The sequence below is a fragment of the Myxococcus hansupus genome (assembly GCF_000280925.3).
In the GTDB taxonomy this organism is placed as follows: domain Bacteria; phylum Myxococcota; class Myxococcia; order Myxococcales; family Myxococcaceae; genus Myxococcus; species Myxococcus hansupus.
Genome location: NZ_CP012109.1, coordinates 4076486 through 4095629, shown reverse-complemented (window position 1 = coordinate 4095629; position 19144 = coordinate 4076486). Strand labels below are relative to the sequence as shown.

20 protein-coding genes are annotated in these 19144 nt (G+C 69.9%); 12 read left to right on the top strand and 8 right to left on the bottom strand.

Annotation, left to right across the window (positions count from 1 at the left end; translation table 11 throughout):
- Positions 1–8: 8 nt before the first annotated feature.
- Positions 9–683: a response regulator transcription factor gene (locus A176_RS15650; protein ID WP_002640109.1), complete on the top strand. Its 675-nt coding sequence runs from the start codon at positions 9–11 to the stop codon at positions 681–683.
- Positions 680–2128: a sensor histidine kinase gene (locus tag A176_RS15645; RefSeq protein WP_002640108.1), complete on the top strand. Its 1449-nt coding sequence runs from the start codon at positions 680–682 to the stop codon at positions 2126–2128. The genes A176_RS15650 and A176_RS15645 overlap by 4 nt, the downstream gene beginning before the upstream one ends.
- A 112-nt stretch (positions 2129–2240) precedes the next feature.
- Here A176_RS15645 and A176_RS15640 read toward each other — a convergent pair whose 3' ends face one another.
- Positions 2241–2879 (bottom strand): pentapeptide repeat-containing protein, encoded by a 639-nt coding sequence (locus A176_RS15640; protein ID WP_002640107.1) that lies wholly within the window; start codon positions 2877–2879, stop codon positions 2241–2243.
- 57 nt (positions 2880–2936) lie between these two features.
- Positions 2937–3308 (bottom strand): hypothetical protein, encoded by a 372-nt coding sequence (locus A176_RS15635; RefSeq protein WP_002640106.1) that lies wholly within the window; start codon positions 3306–3308, stop codon positions 2937–2939.
- A gap of 176 nt (positions 3309–3484) precedes the next feature.
- On the opposite strand from A176_RS15635, the gene A176_RS15630 reads away from it, so the two are divergent.
- Positions 3485–4183: a hypothetical protein gene (locus tag A176_RS15630; protein ID WP_002640105.1), complete on the top strand. Its 699-nt coding sequence runs from the start codon at positions 3485–3487 to the stop codon at positions 4181–4183.
- 12 nt (positions 4184–4195) lie between these two features.
- Complete coding sequence (locus A176_RS15625; protein ID WP_002640104.1) at positions 4196–5158, top strand: hypothetical protein; 963 nt, start codon at positions 4196–4198, stop codon at positions 5156–5158.
- A 220-nt stretch (positions 5159–5378) separates the two neighbouring features.
- Here the strand turns inward: A176_RS15625 and A176_RS15620 are convergent, their stop codons facing one another.
- Positions 5379–6764 (bottom strand): sigma 54-interacting transcriptional regulator, encoded by a 1386-nt coding sequence (locus A176_RS15620; protein ID WP_002640103.1) that lies wholly within the window; start codon positions 6762–6764, stop codon positions 5379–5381.
- Positions 6765–6852: 88 nt separating this feature from the next.
- On the opposite strand from A176_RS15620, the gene A176_RS15615 reads away from it, so the two are divergent.
- Together A176_RS15615 and A176_RS15610 are read left to right on the top strand one after the other, a co-directional pair.
- On the top strand, positions 6853–8730 hold the full coding sequence (locus A176_RS15615) for a serine/threonine-protein kinase (RefSeq protein ID WP_082282753.1): 1878 nt from the start codon (positions 6853–6855) through the stop codon (positions 8728–8730).
- Positions 8731–8831: 101 nt separating this feature from the next.
- Entirely contained in the window at positions 8832–10985 is a 2154-nt protein-coding gene (locus tag A176_RS15610) for an alpha-amylase family glycosyl hydrolase (RefSeq protein ID WP_002640101.1), read from the top strand.
- A 57-nt stretch (positions 10986–11042) separates the two neighbouring features.
- Here the strand turns inward: A176_RS15610 and A176_RS15605 are convergent, their stop codons facing one another.
- Complete coding sequence (locus A176_RS15605; protein ID WP_002640100.1) at positions 11043–11252, bottom strand: hypothetical protein; 210 nt, start codon at positions 11250–11252, stop codon at positions 11043–11045.
- 229 nt (positions 11253–11481) lie between these two features.
- Between A176_RS15605 and A176_RS15600 the strand changes: the two genes are divergently transcribed.
- Together A176_RS15600 and A176_RS15595 are read left to right on the top strand one after the other, a co-directional pair.
- On the top strand, positions 11482–11757 hold the full coding sequence (locus A176_RS15600) for a hypothetical protein (RefSeq protein WP_002640099.1): 276 nt from the start codon (positions 11482–11484) through the stop codon (positions 11755–11757).
- A 62-nt stretch (positions 11758–11819) separates the two neighbouring features.
- Positions 11820–12551 carry a PHP-associated domain-containing protein gene (locus A176_RS15595; protein WP_002640098.1) on the top strand — a complete coding sequence of 244 codons (732 nt, stop codon included), beginning with the start codon at positions 11820–11822 and terminating at the stop codon, positions 12549–12551.
- 19 nt (positions 12552–12570) lie between these two features.
- Here A176_RS15595 and A176_RS15590 read toward each other — a convergent pair whose 3' ends face one another.
- The 4 genes from A176_RS15590 to A176_RS15580 all read right to left on the bottom strand — a co-directional run bounded on the left by A176_RS15590 (position 12571) and on the right by A176_RS15580 (position 15148).
- Positions 12571–13323 (bottom strand): hypothetical protein, encoded by a 753-nt coding sequence (locus A176_RS15590; RefSeq protein ID WP_002640097.1) that lies wholly within the window; start codon positions 13321–13323, stop codon positions 12571–12573.
- 45 nt (positions 13324–13368) lie between these two features.
- Complete coding sequence (locus A176_RS38685; RefSeq protein ID WP_002640096.1) at positions 13369–13572, bottom strand: hypothetical protein; 204 nt, start codon at positions 13570–13572, stop codon at positions 13369–13371.
- 63 nt (positions 13573–13635) lie between these two features.
- On the bottom strand, positions 13636–13962 hold the full coding sequence (locus A176_RS38010; protein WP_002640095.1) for an FmdB family zinc ribbon protein: 327 nt from the start codon (positions 13960–13962) through the stop codon (positions 13636–13638).
- 31 nt (positions 13963–13993) lie between these two features.
- Positions 13994–15148 (bottom strand): hypothetical protein, encoded by a 1155-nt coding sequence (locus tag A176_RS15580; protein WP_002640094.1) that lies wholly within the window; start codon positions 15146–15148, stop codon positions 13994–13996.
- A 440-nt stretch (positions 15149–15588) separates the two neighbouring features.
- Between A176_RS15580 and A176_RS15575 the strand changes: the two genes are divergently transcribed.
- The 4 genes from A176_RS15575 (at position 15589) to A176_RS15560 (ending at position 19128) form a co-directional block, all read left to right on the top strand.
- Positions 15589–16080: a Fur family transcriptional regulator gene (locus tag A176_RS15575; protein WP_002640092.1), complete on the top strand. Its 492-nt coding sequence runs from the start codon at positions 15589–15591 to the stop codon at positions 16078–16080.
- 4 nt (positions 16081–16084) lie between these two features.
- On the top strand, positions 16085–16600 hold the full coding sequence (locus A176_RS15570; protein WP_002640091.1) for a TlpA family protein disulfide reductase: 516 nt from the start codon (positions 16085–16087) through the stop codon (positions 16598–16600).
- Between the two features lie 81 nt (positions 16601–16681).
- Entirely contained in the window at positions 16682–16963 is a 282-nt protein-coding gene (locus A176_RS15565; protein WP_044890908.1) for an FtsB family cell division protein, read from the top strand.
- Complete coding sequence (locus A176_RS15560; RefSeq protein WP_002640089.1) at positions 16960–19128, top strand: sensor domain-containing diguanylate cyclase; 2169 nt, start codon at positions 16960–16962, stop codon at positions 19126–19128. The genes A176_RS15565 and A176_RS15560 overlap by 4 nt, the downstream gene beginning before the upstream one ends.
- Positions 19129–19144 lie beyond the last annotated feature (16 nt).

Genomic DNA, 19144 nt, shown 5'->3' with positions numbered 1-19144 from the left:
CAGAGGGCATGGGCGAGCGCATCCTGCTCGTGGAGGATGACCCGCAGCTCGGCGCGCAGATTGTCGAGCACCTGCGCGGCGCGGGCCTGGAGCCCTCGTGGTGGCGGGAGGGCCGGGTGCTCGCTCCGGGCGAGCTGCCCGAGGTGAGCCTGGTGGTGCTGGATTTGATGCTTCCGGGGACCTACGGGCTCGACATGCTCAAGGCGCTGCGGGCGTTCTCGGACGTGCCCGTGCTCATCCTGAGTGCGCGCAATGACACCTTGGACAAGGTGCGGGCGTTGAAGCTGGGCGCGGATGACTATCTGACGAAGCCGTTCTGGCCGGAGGAACTCATCGAGCGCGTCCGGGCACGCCTGCGTCGGCCCTTGTTGCAGAAGACAGGGGCCGCCGTGGACGTGGGGCCGCTGCGGATTGATTTCCAGACGCATGAGGTCTGGATGCACGGGCAGCCGGTGGAGTTGACGCGGGTGGAGTTCGCGCTGCTGGCGGCGCTGGCCCGGCGGCCTCGGGAGGCCGTGACGCGGCAGTGGTTGTTGGAGCACGTGTTGGACCCGGAGCGGGAGGGCACGGAGCGGACGCTGGATGTGCATGTGTCCCGGCTGCGGCGGAAGCTGGGCGCGCGGCATGGCGTGGAGACCGTCTGGGGCGTGGGCTACCGGCTCGCCTCGGGGGAGGGCGCGTGAAGCTGCGTTTGCGGCTGGCGCTCACCGTGGTCGCCGTCTCCGTGCCCATGGTCGCGGGCCTGGGGTACGTGCAGCACTCGCTGCGCCAGCGCAACCAGGCCGAGGTGCTGGAGGCGTCCACGCTGGCGCGGATGCAGGCGGGTGAGCGCGAGCGTTGTGAGGCGCAGCCGGAGACATGGCGAACGCGGCGCGGAGGCCCGCCTCGGCCGGAGGGACTGGGGGCGCCGGACCGTCCGCCTCGACCGGAGGGACCCGGTGGTCCTCCTCCAGAAGGCGGTCCTGGTGTCGTCATGCACTTCGCCTATGACGCCCGGCTCGAATCGCGCAACCCGCGTGCTCCGGTGGTGTCGGAGTCGGTGCGGCGTGACGCACTGGAGGGACGAACCTCCGTGGTCCGGCGGACGTCGGAGAACGGGGAGTCTCAGCTCGACGTCTTGGTGCGCATGCCCTGGTCGGAGGGGCCGTGTGCCTTCGTCCTCGCGCGGCGGTTGGCGCCCCGCGGCCCGCCACTCGGAGGGATGCCTCCGCCCGAGGTGCTGGCCATTCCATTCCTCGCCGTGCTCGCGATGGTGGTCGCCCTGGGCCCCATGGTCCGGCGTGTCCGTCAGCTCACCTCGGAGGTGCGCGCTTCCGCGAGCAGCCGTTACGTGGCGCCCGTGCAGGTGCGTGGCAACGACGAGGTCACCGAGCTGGCGCGCGCGTTCCAGGAGGCCCGGGCCGAAATCCAGCACCAACTCTCCCAGCAGGAGGCCCGAGAGCAGGCGCTGCGGGACTTTCTCGCGAACACCACGCATGACGTGATGACGCCGCTCACGGTGCTTCAAGGTCATCTGTCGACGCTCCAGCAACGGCTTCGCCGAGGGGATGCCCTGGACCCCGCGGTCGTCGGGGACGCGATGGGCGAGGCGCACTACATCGCGTCGTTGGTCCACAACCTCGCGGCGGCCGCGCGGCTCGAAGCCGGGCAGCCTCAGGCCGAGTTCGCGGCGGTGGACCTCAACGCGGTGATTTCACGCGTCCTGGGGCGGCATCAGCCCATCGCCCGGCAGCAGCGAATCGCGCTGGAGAGCGGCGTGCCGGAGGCGGCCGTCTGCGTCCACGGCGACGTGACGCTCATCGAGCAGGCCGTGAGCAACATCGTCTTCAACGGCATCCACCACGGCCGCGAGGATGGCCACGTGGCGGTGGTGCTCGAGCACTCTCGCGAGAAGCGCTTCCGGCTGCGCGTCATCGACGATGGCCCGGGCATCCCCGAAGCGGAGCGCGCCCGGTTGATGGAGCGGCGCTTCCGTGGCAACGCCGCGCGCACACGAGGGCTCGCGGGGCAGGGACTGGGCCTGCACATCACCCAGCATGTCGCGCAGGTGCATGGCTGGGCACTGACGCTCGCGGCGTCCGAGTACGGAGGCCTGGAGGTCGTGCTGGAGGGCCCGTCGTCGACTTGAGCGAGTGCCAGCTCAGGCTTCGCCGCGGGGGCCGCTCCGCGCGGCCCAACAGCGCCGAGGCTCAACGGTGGCCACGGGCGTCGCGGACGACGCACAAGGGCCGCCGCATGGGTCAGAGGCCTTTCTTGCGCGCCGTCTTCGCCGCGGGCCGCGCATCCCCATGCCCCGCGACCACCAGCCCGAGCGTCTGGACGTAGTTCACCGCCGCGTCCACGGGGATTCGCGTCGCCTTCACGCGGTTGCGTGTAGGTTCGATGAACACGCCCACGGCGGCGCCGAAGTCCGTCTTGGTGAGCGTGCAGCCCCGGAAGTTGCTGCCACTGATGTCCGAGCCGCTGAAGTCCGACTCGGAGAGGTCCGTGTCGATGAAGTTCATCTCCAGCGCGGTGCAGTTCAGGAACACCGTCTTGCGCAGGCTGAGCCCCGCGAAGGTGCAGTAGCGCAGGTTCGAGCCCTCGAAACGGACCTCGGGGAAGGTGCCCACGTCGGTCCAGTCGATGCCCATCAGCTTCGAGCCTTCGAACCGCACGTCACGCAGCGACGTGTCCGCGAACTTCGCGCGGGTGAGGTCGCAGCCGGTGAAGACGCAGGCCTCCAGCCGGGCCCGTCCCCAGTGGCTCTCCTGGAGGGTGCAGTTGCTGAAGGTGCACCGGTAGAACTCCTTCCCGCGGAGGTCCGCCTCCTGGAGGTTCAGGTCGGAGAAGGTCTCATCCTCGAAGGCGGCGTCGGTCTGGAGGCGTTGTGCGGACATGGCGGGTGCGTCACTAATGCCAGGACGGTCGCCGAGGCCAAGGCCTTTCGCACCGGACTACCCGTACCGCACCGTGAAAGCGGCCAGCAGCGGCCCCGCGAGCCGCGCATTCCCAGGAGGGCTGGCGCCGCCTTCCGGGAGCTGGGTGAGCAGTTCGCGGAGCGCGCGCTTCATCTCCTCGAAGGCGGCATGGGCCGCGCCCGCGTTGTCGAAGAAGCGGTGGTAGAGCAGCCAGCCCGTCACCGAGCAGGAGATGGCATGGAAGGAGCGGCTGTCATCCAGCTCGTACGTGAGGCGCAGTTGGCCTTGGAAGTCCTCGTCCCGCGCGATGGTGCCGCCCTGGGTGCCCATCCAGCCCAGGGAGCTTCCGCCTTCGTAGGGCTGCCACACCGCGTCGTCGTCCACGCGCTCCACCTCAATCCGAGACATCCGCTGGGCATCATGCGCGGACCGGAGCGGGTGAGCCAGGACTCCAGGCTGGGATTGCGTCCCCTGGTGGACGCAGCTTCACGTCAGCGAAGGTAGGGAAGAGGAGCACGCCACTGTTCACGGAACAGTCATGACAGGGATGGTTTGTGCTCGGAGAGGCAACGTCCTAACCTGCCATGTCCATGAAGGCGATCCTCGTCTCCCTTTTCCTCTTGGGTTCGGCGCCAGAGGGCGCGGCTCCCGCGATGCCTCCCGACGCGCTCGCAGCGCCTCCGGTGGCGGATGAGTCTCCCACGGCGTGGGCCTGCACCGTCGACACCTTGCGCGCGGGGAAGGAATGCGTGTTCGAGGCGGACCTGTCCGCGGGCTCGCCCAGCGACGCGCAGGACACGTCCAACAAGAGCATGCTCCAGGACGTGGGCCGCGCGCTGTGTTCGGAGGCGGTGGGCAACATCCGGGAAGGCCGTCCGGACGCGACGCTCGTCTCGCTCTGTGAGCGCCGCTACGTCACCGCCGTGGACCAGTGTGGCCTGGAGGGCACGTCGTTCGTGGTGGACGCGAAGGGCCGGTTCGCTCCGGGGGCTCGCTCCTGCTACCGCGCGCTCGCCAACGTCCTGCAAGAAGTGCAGTTCATGGCCACGGTGGCCTCGCCGTGCTGCGAGTGCGCCGCCCGGTCGAACTGCCCCGGCACCGCCGACCGCTGCTACGCGGAGGTGTCACAGCAGGCCACCGCGCCCCAGACGCAGGCCTGCCTCAGCGACCGGTGCGCGGATGCATGCGCCGTCGTGCTGCCGCGCTCCGGACCGCAGCCCGCGCCCACGGTCCAGCAGCAGCAGCGCAAGCGTTCCGTCAGCCCTGGCTCCGCCTCCCTCTAGGAGTTCCACACCATGCGCCGTCCATCCTGGATGTTGTCCACGTGGGCCCTGCTGGGGCCGCTCGCCGCGGGTTGCGGCGCTTCGCATTCGCATGTGACGTGGTCGGAGGACCCGGTCCCGGAACAGCAGCAGATGTCGTTCTCCTCCCGGCCGCCTCCGCCGCCGCCCGCCCCCAGTCCCACGGAGGACCCCAAGGGCTTCGCCGCGCGCTATGCGAACCCCTCTGTGTGCGAGGCCGCCGCCCGGCGCCTCCAGGGGGCGTCTCGGGATGAGGCGTGGGATGGCTTGAAGGCCTGCATCGAGCACACGCCCTTCACCCAGCTCAACGCGCTGTTGGGCCGCGCCTGGGCGCAGGACCTGAGCGTCCGTCCGGAGGGGGCGAAGCTGATTGCCCGCGTGGTGGCTCAGCGCGGCGGCAGCGTGCCGGGGGAGCTGCGCTACCTCCAGGAGAAGCAGATTCCCATCTTCTCGCTGGCCTCGGCCATGGACCGGCCGGACACCTACAAGGGGCGCTACGTGCTGCTGCGCGCCCAGGTCGCGGACCAGCGCTCGGAAGGGGAGCGCCCCACTGTGTGGCTGGTGGAGCACGCCTTGAGCTCCGTGCAGACGGAGGAGGCGGTGGGCTACGGGGAGCGCACGGACTCGGCCACCTCCTATTCGGGCGACCTGTCCGGGCAGACGCTGCTCACGGGGCCGGGGCAGTTGGGCGGCACGGTGAACTCGGCCCAGCGCTCCAGCCGGACCACGACGCGGCGTTTCGTGGAGAACATCTCCGACGAGACCGGGCGTGAGGCCCTGGGCCGTCTGGCCCGGCCCGACCCGTTCCTGGAGACGCGGCGCGACTACGTCATCCTCGCGCGCTTCGACGGGATTCGGCTGACGTCCGGTGGCTCGGAGACGGATGACGAGGCGCCGCGCATCCCGGTGCTGACCATCGTCAGCTACCACGCGCCGCAGCCGCTCGTCGTCTACTGAGGTCCGGCGTCAAAAGAACGAGGCGCCGGGGAGCAAGCCCCGACGCCTCGCTATGGGAACCGACCCCGCGCCAGCCCCCATAAAATCCCGTGCAGGCCACGGCCGGCGAGGCCGCTCGGGTTGAGTTCCAGAGCGGCCCCGGCGAAATGCCGGGCCTTTTGTCCTGAAGAGACCCGGGCCGGGAGGATCCGGCCACGCGCCGCCGAACGCCGTGGGGCGCTCAGGCGGGGCCGGTGTCCAGGCCGTGCTTGCGCAGGAGCTTGCGGAGGTAGACGCGGTCGATGCCGGCCTCGCGGGCGGCGCGGGACACGTTGCCTTCGCAGCGGTCGATGAGGGCGCGCAGGTAGTCGCGCTCGAAGCCCTCGATGATGCGGTCCTTGGCCTCCTTGAACGGCATGTCCAGGGAGATGGGCCGGGTGCTCTCCGGGTCGTCCGCGGGAGGGGGCAGGGTGGTGGGCTCGTCGGCGGGGACGGGCGCGTCCGGGATGTCCGGCAGGGCCTCGTCGCCCAGGTTCACCACGCGGTCCACCACGTTGCGCAGCTCGCGCACGTTGCCCGGCCAGGGGTACTGGGCGAGCAGCGCGCGCGTCTGGTCCGACAGCGCGCCAGGCTGCCGCCCCATCCGCGTCAGCACGGTGTCCACGAGCAGCGGGATGTCCTCGGGCCGCTCGCGCAGTGGCGGCAGGCCGACGCGCAGCACCGCGAGCCGGTGGAACAAGTCCCCTCGGAAGCGGCCCGCCTGCACCGCGCCCTCCAGGTCCTGGTGCGTGGCCGCGACCACCCGCACGTCCACCGTCCGGTAGTCGTTGGCGCCCACGCGCTTCACCTGCCGGCGCTCCAGCGCGCGCAGCAGGCGGGGCTGGACCTCCAGCGGGAGTTCCCCCACCTCGTCCAGGAAGACGGTACCGCCATGGGCGCGCTCGAAGGCGCCCGCGCGGTCGGATTGCGCCCCCGTGAAGGCGCCCTTCACGTGGCCGAACAGCTCGCTTTCCAGCAGTGCGGGGGCGATGCCCGCCAGGTCGACGATGACGAAGGGCCCCTTGGCGCGTGGGCTGTGCGTGTGGATGGCCTCCGCGCACAGCTCCTTGCCCGTGCCCGTCTCGCCCTGGATGAGGACATCCGACTCACCCGCGGACAGCTTCTCCAGCAGGGTGAAGAGTTCCCGCATGCGGAGGCTGTTGCCCACCAGCGAGCCAAAGGCGCTGCGCGCCGACAAGGCCCGTGCCCGGGGGCGCTCGCTCTCCGGCATCAGCTTCAGCTCGGTGGTGCCCAGCTTGAGGACCGCGCCGGTGCGGACCTCCAGCTCTTGGAAGCGCATGCCTTCGCAGTACGAGCCATTGCGAGAGCCCGGGTCCACCGCCCGCACGCCCGCCTCGCTCACGTCGAGGACCAGGTGCAGCCGCGACACGGCGCGGTCCGCCAGGAGGATGTCCACGTCCCGGCCCGAACCCACGCGGTACCGCCCCGGCATCAGAGGCCAGTCGCGTCCCGCATCCGGCCCCGACACCACCACCAACCGCGTGCGCACGCGTTGGACACGAATGGCCGGCAACGCATCGGTGCGGACCAGTTCGTCGTACCCGTCCTCATCTCCCAGACTCGCCACGGCCGGGAGCCTAGCACAGGCGCCTTGCGGGGTTGGGCGCTGCAATCCCAGGTTATACTGTAAACTGGGAGTGGGGGTACCACCCGCGATGACGCGTGCTCCGCGAGAGCGATTCGGCCGATATGAACTGCAGGAGCGGGTGGGCCATGGCGGCATGGCGGAGACCTGGCGCGCCCGGCTTCGTGGCGCCGCGGGTGTCACCAAGCCCGTGCTCATCAAGAAGGTGCTCCCGGAGTACGCCAACGACGAGGCCTTCGTCTCGATGTTCATCAGCGAGGCGCGCATCTCCGCCACGCTGTCGCACGGCGCCATCGCCCAGGTCTTCGACTTTGGAAAGGTGGACGGCCAGTACTTCCTGGCCATGGAGCTGGTGGATGGGCAGCCGCTCCACCGCATCCTGAAGCGGGCGCTTCGCTCCGGGTTTCACTGCCTGCCGGTGCCCATCGCCGTCTTCGTCGCCATGGAGATGTGCCGCGGTCTGCACTACGCCCATACGCGCAGTGACGAGCGCGGCGAGCCCCTGGGCATCGTCCACCGCGACATCTCTCCCGACAACGTCCTCATCAGCTACGAGGGCCAGGTCAAGATCGTCGACTTCGGCATCGCCAAGGCGCGCTCGCTGCGCAGCTTCAACACCGAGCCGGGCGTGGTGAAGGGGAAGTACCTCTTCTTCTCGCCGGAGCAGGCCCGCGGTGAGGCCGTGGACGCGCGCACGGACGTGTGGGCCACCGGCGTGGTGCTGTTCCAGATGCTGTGTGGTCGGCTGCCGGTGGAGGGGCAGGTGCACATGGTGCTGCGCCGGTTGAACAGCGGGCAGCCCCTGCCTTCCGCCAGGGAGCTTCGGCCGGACATTCCGGCGGCGCTGGACGCCATCCTTCGCAAGGCGCTGTCGATGGACAAGCAGACGCGCTTCGAGTCCGCCCACGCGTTCAGCGACGCGCTCGCCGGGTTTCTCTATTCGTCCACGCCGCGCTTCTCGCCCATGTCCGTGGCGTACCTGCTGCGCGAGCTGTACCGGGAGGACATGGAGGTGCTCGGGCTGGATGCGCGCGTGCCCTCGGACTTCCAGGAGGAGATCTCGCTCTGGCGCGAGGCGCCGCCCATTCCCGCGCCCACGCAGCACGGCGTGCCCGCGTTGGAGCCTGACTTCCACTCCGATGAGGTGGACGCCGAAGACGAAGTCGAATCCGAGCCGCTTCCCGCCGCCCTCTCGGTGGAGGCGCCACGGGTCACGCGCGTGGGCTTGTTCGCGGAGGGCAGTCGCACCTCGCAGTGGGTGACGAACGTCGGCCTGGTGGTCGCCGTGCTGCTGGGGGTGGTGGCGGTGACCTGGGTGGGGTCCGATTTGCTGGCCGCCGCGAAGGAGGACACCCGCCCGTCGGGCCCGCCCGCGGCCGAACGCATCGTCGATCCCGCCGCGTCCGCCCCCGTCGCCGCGGTGCCCACGACGGCGCCAGTCGCGAAGGCCGGTGCCGTGCCGGCGAAGAGCCTCCCGCCCGAGGCCGACGCGGCGGACGATGAAGAAGTGGAGGCGAGTGACGCGGCGCCCTCGCGCTCCGCCTCGGCGCGCCCGGTGTCCCCGGTTCGTGGCGCCAAGCCCGCCTCCGGGATGGGCGCGAACACCCGAGGCCAGGCGCGGCTGGCTCAGGGAAGCCGCCTCGCGGGCGTGGATGTGACGTCGCCGTCACATTCGGGGGAGTCCCGGCCCGTGGACAAGGTGCTCGGATCCGCGCGGACGCTGCAGCGCAACGGCAAATACGCGGAGGCGCGCAAGGCCGCGCGGGAGTGTGTCCGGCTCGCGCCCCGCGAGGCCGAGTGCTACCTGCTGCTGGGGGCCGTGGAGATCAACCTCGGGCGGCTGCCCGAGGGCGCGCGGAACTACCACCGCTTCCTGGAACTGGCCCCCACGGACCATCCCCAGGCCAGCACCGTCCTGCGCATCCTGCAGGAGTACGAGGCCCGGTAGGCCCCGACCCGGGGTGCGTCCAGAATTCGACGCGCTGAGTTATCTCCCCCCGAGCCCGGGGCTTGGAAAAGCGAGCGCCCCTCCCGTAGAAGGGGGCTCACATGACGCACTTCCGCATCCCTCGACTGCTGACGCTCCCGGCGCTGCTGACGGCCGCTGCCTGTGGAGAGTCTGACTCCATCCCTGTTCGGACCTGCGACGTGACGTTGACCTACGCACCGCAGCAGTCCGTCGCGGGGCCCGTTCGGGTCTCTGGCGAGTGGACCAACTTCGCCGCCGCGGCGCAGGCCATGAACGACCGCGGTGATGGCGTCTACACCCTGCGCCTGGAGGGCCTGGAGCCTCGGGATTACGGCTACCGGTTCGTCGTGGGCAACAAGCATGAGTTGGATCCGGAGAACCCGTACTCGCGCTGGGTTCGCTCCGAGGAGTATTCGCGGCTCACCGTTCCGGACTGCCGCCAGCCGGTGTTGGAGCTGAAGCGCTTCGCGGTGACGCCCACGGGCACGTTGGACGTCGACGTCGCGTACCTCGACGGGACGGATCGCTCGGGCCCGGCGGGGGAGGGCGTGGTGCTGTCACTGGACGGCGTGGCCCGCCCGGACGCGTACGACGCGACCACGGGCCGCTTCGTGCTGCACCTGGAAGGACTGGCGCAGGGCAAGCACCACGTGAAGGTGGTGGCGCGCGACAGCACGGGCCGCGAGGCCGCGCCGCTGTACCTGCCGTTCTGGGTGGAGCCGGAGCGCTTCCGCTGGGACTCGGGGCTGATGTACTTCGCCTTCACCGACCGCTTCCACAACGCCAGGCCGGAGAACGACGGGCCCGTGGCGGACGTGGACCCCATCGCGAACTACCTGGGCGGCGACTTCGCGGGCATCACCCAGAAAATCGAAGAGGGCTATTTCGATTCGATGGGCATCCGCACGCTGTGGATCTCCCCGGTGGATCAGAACCCCGAGGGCCGGTTCATCGGCACGGGCGGCCGGTACTACACGGGCTACCACGGCTACTGGCCGACGAAGCCCCGCGAGACGCAGCACCGCTTCGGCTCGATCGAGGAGCTGCGCGCGCTCACGTCCGCCGCGCACAAGCACGGCATCCGCGTCATCGCCGACCTGGTGCTCAACCACGTCCACCAGGAGCACCCCTACTGGACGAACCACGGGCAGGACGGCTGGTTCAACACCTCGGCGAGCTGCGTGTGTGGCACCCAGGATTGTGACTGGGAAGCGCAGCGCCTCATCTGCAAGTTCACGGACTACCTGCCGGACTTCAACTGGCGCTCGTCGGACTTCGTGGACCAGTACGCCGCGGACACGCTCTGGTGGCTGGAGCAGGCGGACTTCGACGGCTTCCGCATGGACGCCGTGAAGCACATGGAGCAGGTGGCGGGGCGCACCATCCGCGGGAAGCTGAAGGAAATCACCGCGATGACGGGCACCGAGTTCTACCTGGTGGGCGAGACGTTCGTCGGCGCGGATGGGAGGTCGCAGATCGCCCGCTACATCAGCCCTCGCGAGCTGGATGGCCAGTTCGACTTCCCGCTCTACTGGCCGGTGCGCGAGGCCTTCGCGGATGGCCAGGGCCTCCAGCGCGTGGACGACGCCGTGCGCGCCAACGAGATGTACTACGCACCCGGCACGCTGAACTCGCCCTTCCTGGGCAACCACGACGTGGCGCGCTTCATGTCGCAGGCCGCGGGCCAGCTCCAGGGTGACGGGAGCGACCCGTTCGGCCCCAACCGTCCCGCGTCCGTGGTGACGGACGCGTCCGCCTTCGAGAAGGCCAAGTTCGGGTTCACCTTCGTGCTGACCCAGCCGGGCGTGCCGCTGGTGTACTACGGCGACGAAGTGGGCCTGCCGGGCGCGGGAGATCCGGACAACCGCCGGTTCATGCGCTTCGGCGACGCGCTGTCGGGGCTGGAGAAGGACCTGCTGGAGGTGGTGCAGGCGCTGGGGCAGGCGCGCCTGTCGCACGCGGCGCTGCAGTCCGGCGCGCGGCGGACGCTGCGCGTGGAGAACGACCTCTACGTGTTCCAGCGGGACTTGCCGGACGGACGAGGGGCCATCGTGGCCATCAACCGCGGCGCGGTGGAGCGCTCGCTGGTGCTGGAGCTGATGGGCAGCCTCGCGGCGAGCACGGACGTCTACCAGGACATCTTCACCGGCCAGACGTTGCAGCTCTCCGGGACCGAGACGGTGCTCTCCGTTCCGGCGCGGGGTGTCGCGGTCTACGTGCCCAGCCTGCAGTAGGAACGGGGGATGTTCCGGTGGAGGGGTGGGCCGTCCCCTTCCGCCGGTACATCCCGCTCAGGGCTGCGGGGCCGCCTGCTCGCTCCTGCCGTGCTTGTAGAAGAGCACGAGGGTGTAGCAGTGGAATTCGTTGTCGGACGACTGACACACGACCCGGTCCACAATCTCCAGGTCGGAGTTGCTCTTCAGCCACCGGGTGACGTTCTCACCCAGCTCCTCGCGCTCCTTCGCCTTGGTGGCGGAGAAGACCTTCACGCCCGTGAACATCGCCTGCCACTCCTTGTGCGGTGCTGATTCAGGACAATAGGAGGTTATCGCACGTGGCATTCCGGGGTGTCAAAAACCCGGCTTCCCTGCCGTGGGGATGTGGATCGTCCGTGCCTGGGGGTTTGCAGCCTCCGGCGCATGCCTATGTTGCTCGGGTCGCACCTGATGGCGTGGGGCGCTCGTGGCAGGGGGCCGCGAGTGGCGGCGGAGTGGGGAAGGGGGAAGGCCCGTGGACATGAAGACCAAGAAGGACCTGGCCGTAGACTTCATCAACACCATCCGGACGATGGAGCCCTCCGCGCTGAATGCGCTCATCGTCAAGGAGGCAGGTGAGGAGCTGGCCCAGTTCTTCCTGAACTACAGCGCGAATCTCATCTCCAAGGACCCGTCCCGGGTGCTGGAGAACACGTCCTCGCTGATGCTGATGGGCTACCTCATCCGCACGTACGAGGAGAAGAACACCCAGGCCAACCAGGGCACCTTTCAGTCCTACGCCTTCGCCTGAGTCACCGGCGGGGCGTTGCAGGCTCGACAGGCCTCGGGGGAGCCTGTTAGGGAGCAGCGCCCATGCTCATTGACCTGCACGCCCATTCACACCTGTCCAAGGGTTGCGAACTGGACCCTCGCGCCGTGCTGGAGCGGGCCGCGCTGTTCGGCCTGGACGGGGTGGCCTTCACCGAGACGAATACCCAGGACGGCTGCGACGAGCTCTTCGACATCGGAGCGAAGTCGAAGCTCAAGGTCTTCGTCGGGTTGGAGCTCGTCACCGACCGGGGGCAGTATCTGTGCTTCTTCCCGAAGCCGGAGCTGGCGCCGGAGCCGGTGCAGATGTGGGGCAGCAACCGGGAGAAGCCGTGGAGCGCGGCGGAGTGTCTGCCCAAGGTCAAGGCGTTGGGCGCCGCCATCGTCGCCGCACGGCCGTATGACCGGGACTCGCAGAACCCGGCCATGGACTTCATCCGCTCGCTGAGCGTGCTCAGCGCGGTGGAGGGCTACAACGCCCGGGTGAAGCAGACGTCCAACGACTTGGCCGTCGAGGCCGCCACGGCGATGAAGCTGCCGTGCGTGGGTGGCAGCGACGCGCGGGGCTCGCTCGACGAGGTGGGCCGCGGCGCCACGATGTTCAAGCGGCCGGTCCAGACGCAGGCCGAGTTGGTGGCGGAGCTGCTCAAGGGCGACTTCTGGCCGGTGATGGCGGGCGACCTGCCCCGGCTCACCCGCCCGGGCGAGGCCCAGGCGGCGCGCAAGTCCGGTGGCCGCGGCGGTGGCGGGGGTGGCGGCAAGCGCCGCCGCCGTTAGCCTGTCCGTCCGCGGGGCCTCAGGGGAGAATCTGGGCGCCCGCTTCCTCGGCCCGCGCGAGGCGGCCATCCGCCAGGATGACCTTGCGGCGACCGCCGGGGTAGATCCATTCCTCCTGCCGGGTGGCACCCTCCAGGGAGCGCCGCACCGTCTCCGGCGGGCCCCAGGCCATGCGCACCGCGTCCGCGGGCATGTTGGCCACCAGCCGCTTCTCGCGCACGGCCTCGAGCACCGCGGGCGGCAGGGCATCCAGCGTGGGCTTCACATCCCGTGCGGAGAGGTACTTCTCCAGCTCCGTGCGGAAGTCCTCGGGGCGATCCAGGTTGGGCGGCATCACCAGGATGAGCGGCGGGGCGTCGGGCGGCGCGCCGGCCTCCGTGAGGTACACCCAGGGCCAGTTTCGCGGGCTGTAGAGGACGCGCTCGGTGATGACCCAGGACGTGGGGAACTCCACGCGGGTGATGCGCAGCTTCGTGCCCGCGGGCAGGACGCGCTCCACGGCGCCGGGGTTGATGGGCTTGCCATCCGTGTCGTCGAGCAACTGCACGTCCTCGGGGGCGTAGGGCGTCAGCAGCTTCTTGGAGCCGTCCCCGAACAAGGGCGTGACGTTGCTGGAGATGCGCAGGTACTGCTCCGCCTCGGGCCCCGAAAGGGACTGGTTCAGGGCGTTGCGCGCCTCGGGAGGCATGCGCGTCTGGGACGCACAGCCCGCGCCGAGCACGGCCAGCAGGAGGACGGACAGCGACTGGATTCGAAGAGGGGCGAGGGGCATGACACCTTTCGCGGGAAGCAGGGCGCGGAAGGTGTCTTGATTAGCTCACCGGGCGGGCTGCGTCAGCGGTGACGGTGCCAGCGCCTCGCGCTTGCCGCCGCGGCACCCTCGCTGGGACGGGCAGATGGGGCCCCGGCCCAGGGGATCCGCGACGAGCAGGAAACGGCCGAGCCCGCGGGTGTCCGTCAGCTCCGGATGGCCACACAGCGCGCAGTGACGGGGAGGACGCTTGGAGGGGGGGAAGGGCACGGGACGTGAGTGTGCGTTGCTCCCACGCCCAGAGCGAATTTTCGGCTTCCCCGCCCCCCGGACCTATTTCTTGTCGCTGCTGGAGGCGGCGGGCGCGGGGGCCGGCGCCGGAGCGGGCGCGCTGGGCGCGGGGGCCGCGCTCGCCGAGGAAGAAGAGGACGAAGACGACGAGCTGCTGCTCGACGACGCGCTGCCGTCCTTCTTCGTGGAGCTGTACAGGTCGGAGTACCAGCCTCCGCCCTTGAGGACGAAGCTCGAGCGGCTGACGACCTTCTGCATCGAACCCTCGGCGCCGCACGCGCTGCACGTGGCAGGGGCGGGGTCGGAGATCTTCTGCAGCACGTCGATCATCTTTCCACAGCTCTGACAGTTGTACTCGTAGATGGGCATGGTTCTCAGTGCCTCGTCAGGGTGTTGATTCTCAGCGGGAGGAGGCGGCCAGGAGCTGCTTGCGCAGTCCGTCCGCCAGGCCCAGTCGCTCGAAGGCGCGGAAGACGAGCTCGGAGGGAGCGCCGTGCTTGCGCGCCACGGCGTCCGCCAGGCCGTGCAGGTCGCCGGCGTCCGCCAGGACGTCGCTGACCAGGTGCTCCAGCTCCTTGCGGAGCGCGTCGGTGAACTTCCTCTGGATGCCCAGGTCGGTCAGGTACTTCTCACGGCCGAGCAGATCCAACCGGTGCGTCAGGTGCTGGGTGGCCAGCGCCTCGCGGCGGAAACGCTCGCGCAGGGCCTCCACCTCCTCGGTCAGCGACAGCATGGAGACCAGCCGCTGAAGCTCGGAGGGGCTCAGGCCCAGGGCCCAGGCCACGCGGCCGGCGGCGCCGCGCTGGCCGGTGAAGCCGTCGAGCACCATGCGGCGCTCCTTCTCCACCAGGGCGTCCATCAGCGCGTGGTCGCGCAGGACGTTCTCCAGGTCCACCTGGGTCAGCTCGCCCCGGGCGCCGTTGAAGCGCTGGGACAGGTTGCGCAGCAGGGCGAAGCGGTGCTCGTTGGCCTCCAGCGCGGCTTCCATGATGGGCTTGCCCGTCAGGCGCGTCAGCTCCATGAAGGACGCGCGCGGCGCCTCCACGCGGGTGAAGCGGCCCCGGGGGCGCGGCAGGTCGCGGCGCGAGAGGGCGGGCTCCTCGGTGAAGTCGGCCGGGCCGGAGAAGGACTCCTCGGCCGGGGTGCGCTTGCGCGGGGCGATGCGCTCCTTGACGGTGGCCTCGCCGTCCTCCTTCGACGGCTTGCCGGCCTTCTTCGCCGCCTCGGGGGCGTCCGTTCCGGGCGCCGGCGGCGGGGCGAAGGTGAGGGGGGCGGCCTCGGGCGGCGGCGTCTTCTGATCGCGCACGTGGGCCAGCTCGCGGGCCACGTCGTAGTAGCCGCAGGCCTGCCGCTGGGCGGCCACCGCGGCCTGGGTGCCGTTGAGGATGTCGATGATCGCGAAGGGCCCCAGGGGGGAGGCCTCCGGCTCGGCGTCCGTCAAGGCGCGGACGCGGAAGTCATCAGCCTCGGCCAGGAGGGCCAGCGCCTCGCGGACCTCGGGCGCCGGCGCGGGAGCCTTCGCGCGCCGGCAGAAGTCCGAGACGGCAACCGCCACGGGGGTGGGGACGTCATCGGGCTGTCGTCTTCTCTGCCAGGGACTGTTCATGAATGTCGCGGAAAAATGCTCGTTTACGAGGGCGGTTGCCTCTATCTTCGCCTACAGACGGGTGTCAATGAGCCAGTCCGATTCCAATCTAAACAGCCTACGGCGAGTGCAAGTCGCGGGGACGGGCGGGCAGGTGGACCGATGCCCCCCTCGGCCGCACGCCAGGCGTTGCGGGGAGGACTGGACGGGAGTATCAGGCCCGCCGCGTTCGGAGCCCAACACTTGCCGGTGACGAATTCTTCTCCGGTGCAGTGCCTTCGTTGGGAAATGCCCAGGTCGCGGTGGCTCACCGGATTGGTTACAACACGAGCGGAGGGCGGGGCCGCGGCGGGCCTCCCCAGCCGCGTTGGACGCGGGCGCGGCCCGTCGGCGACATTGAAGGATTGAACATGAGCAACAGCCACAGCCACCATCACCACCACGACGACGACCGCGACAAGGACGAGGTGCTCGCCCGCTACATGGCCCAGCATGGGCTCAAGAGCACCCGGCAGCGCAGCCTCATCATCGACACGTTCTTCGCGGTGGGGGGCCACCTGTCGGTGGAGGAGCTGTGGAACAAGGTGCGCGAGCAGGATACCAAGGTGTCCGTCGCCACCGTGTATCGCACCATGAAGCTGCTCAGTGAGTGTGGCCTGGCCCATGCCCGGAACTTCGGTGACGGGCAGACGCGCTACGAGGCGGCGGCGGGGCGCGATCACCACGACCACCTGGTCTGTACCGGCTGCGGCACCATCATCGAGTTCGAGAACGAACGCATCGAGGCGCTGCAGGACGCGGTGGCCCGCCGTCACGGCTTCAAGGTGACCTCCCATAAGATGGAGCTGTACGGGCTGTGCCGCGAGTGTCAGCGGGGCGGGCCGGTTGCCTCGGAGGCCTGAGTTCATGTCCCGCGTGTTGCGCCGCGCCGCCCTGGTGGCGCTGGTCGTCCTGGCCGGTTGCCGTGGCACGCGCCCCGTGGACGCGGGCCATGCCTTCCTGAGCGCGCTGAACCTCCCCTCCGTGGGGCCCACGCCGCACGACCTCCGCGCGCTGGATGGGAAGGTGGTGCTCGTCTCGTTCTTCGCGACGTGGTGCTTCCCCTGTCTGGCGGAGATGCCCACGCTGGAGGCGCTCCAGAAGGACTACGGCGCCCGCGGCTTCCAGGTGGTGGCGGTGGGGATGGACCTGGAGGGCGCGAAGGTCCTGGCGCCCTTCGCGGACCACTATGCGCTGCGCTACCCGGTGCTCATCGCGGACACCGAGATGATTGAGGGGCGCAGCGCGTTCGGCGTCATCCAGGGGCTGCCCACCACCGTGATGTTGGATCGCCGGGGCCGCGCCGTGGCCGGCTGGCACGGGGTGGAGTCCCACGCCGACATGGCCAAGGCCGTGGAGAAGCTGCTCGCGCAGACGCCGTAACAGGGTCCTTCCGGACGCTGCTACAGGTCTGGAGCGGAAATCTTGCGGGGCGGGGGGCCACTGGTACGGTCCTCCGCGCTCATGACGGCGAGGCGAAAGTTCCTGGTGGTGGCGATAGGGGTGGCTGCGGCCCTGAGCCTGGTGTCCGTCGTGGACGCCAACGGCTTCCGCCGCTACCTCTCCCTGCGCCAGGACGTGGAGTCGGTGCAGGCCCGGAACCGCTCCCTGTCCGCCCAGAATGAGGCCCTTCGCAACGAAATCGCCGCGCTGCGCAAGGACCCGGCCGCGCTGGAGCGCGCCGTGCGTGAGGAACTCGGCTACGTGAAGCCGGGCGAGCTTGTCTTCCACCTGGAGTCCCCATGACGTCGCTTCCCGAGTTTCCGTCTCCCGGAAGGTTGCTGCGTCTCGCCGTCCGTTCCATCCCCGCCGCCGCGGCGCTCGCCACGTTCATCCATCTGGCGCGCGGCGGCTTCCGGGGGTTGCAGACGCTGGGGTGGACGGAAGCGGCCCTGGTGGTCTGCCTGCTCGTGGGCATCGCAGTGGCGGCCTGGCGCCGGGCCATGCGCGGCGCGGTGGGCGCCGTCATCGACCTGCGCGACGACCTGGAGCTGGGCGGCGCGCTCATCTCCGCGGCCTTCGTCGTGGTGGCCATTGGTGGCGGGGACCTGTTCCCCATCGTCTATCTGTTGATGGCCTTCCTGGTGGCCTTCCTGCCGCGCAACGCCGGCCTCACGCTGCTGGGCGTGGCGCTGGTGTTCGACGCGCTGGTGACGCTGGGCGGGCCGGTGCCCAACGCCACGGGCTACCTGACGCACGCGGCCTTCCTGGCCCTGTTCTCCGGGCTGTACCACCTGGTGCTCGCCACGCGCATCGCGGCGGCGCGCCGGGCGGAGAGCGACGCGGTGCAGAAGCGCATCCGCGAGGTGGAGGAGCGGGCCCGCACCTTCCGGCTGGTGTCCTCCGGGACGCAGGACAGCTTCAGCGGGATGAGCTCCGACGAGAAGTGGCTGGTGGCCTCCGTGAAGGAGATTGAAGGCGCCGTGCAGGCCGCGCTGGAGATCGCCGAGACGGGCCTGCGCACGAACACCTGCGCCGCCTTCCTGCTGACGTCGGACGACCGCAGCCTGAAGCTGTACGACTGCCGCTCCGGCTCCGAGCGCGTGCAGCGCGAGCGCTTCAACGCGGGGGAGGGCATCATCGGCGGCGTGCTCAAGCGCCGCGCGCCGGTGCGGATGAACTCGCCCAACGGCCTCAAGGGCGTGACGCACTACGAGGGCGGCGGCCCCACGGTGCAGGCGCTGCTCGCGGTGCCCATCCTGGAGGCCACGGGCCTGGTGCGCGGCGTGCTGGTGGCGGACCGGCTGGCCAACGAGCCCTTCAGCGACCAGGACGAGAAGCTGCTCAGCATCATCGCCGGCGAGGTGCTGCGCTCCATCGAGGTGGAGCGGGTGATGAGCTACATCCGCAAGACGCGGGACGAGAAGGACCGGTTCTTCCGCGCCATCGAGGAGCTCAACCGCGCGGGCAGCCCGGACCAGGTCTTCGTCGCGGTGCTGGAGAGCACCCGTCAGCTCGCGGGCCTGGACTTCTGCGCGGTGACGCTGGTGTCCGAGGTGGACGGCAAGCGCATGCACCGCGTGGTGCGCATGTCCGGCGTGACGGCACAGGGGCAGGCGCTGTCCGGCCAGAGCTTCGAGGACAACAATGGCCTCGTGGCCAACGTGGTCCGCTACGGGGCGCCGCTGCCGGGCCGTGACATCAAGGCCATGGACCGGCAGATCATCTTCGACGACGAGACGCAGATTCGCGGCCTGGGCGCGCTGAAGATCTTCCCGCTCGTGGCGGGTGACCGCATCCTGGGCACGCTGGTGGCGGGCTCGCGCAAGAAGGCGGCCTTCGAGCAGGACGTGCTGCGGATGATTGAAGTCATCGCCATCCAGGCGGCGCAGGCGGTGCTCCGCGCGCAGCTCTTCGAGCAGATGGAGCGCATGGCCACCACGGACGGCCTCACCGGCCTGTTCAACCACCGCACCTTCCAGACGAAGGCGGACGAAATCCTGGCCCAGGCGCGGCGCTACCAGCGCAAGTGCTCCGTCATCCTCACGGACGTGGACCACTTCAAGAGCGTCAACGACACCTACGGCCACCCGACGGGCGACCAGGTGCTCAAGGGCGTCGCCCGCATCATCAAGACGATGGCGCGCGACACGGACATCGTCGCCCGCTACGGCGGCGAGGAGTTCGTCATCGTCATGCCGGAGACGGACGCCAAGGGCGCCTTCACCATCTCCGAGCGCATCCGCGAGGCCGTGCAGGCGGAGGTCTTCCAGACGGAGATGGGGCCGCTGCGAATCACCATGTCCCTGGGCATCGCCACCTTCCCCGACAGCGCCATGGAGAAGCAGCAGCTCATCGACCTGGCCGACCAGTGCCTCTACCACTCGAAGCGCAACGGTCGTAACCAGTCCGTCACCGTGGCCATCATGCAGGGCGGCCGCAAGCAGCTCCACGCGGCGAACGCTTCCTGAGTCCGGCGTACGGCAA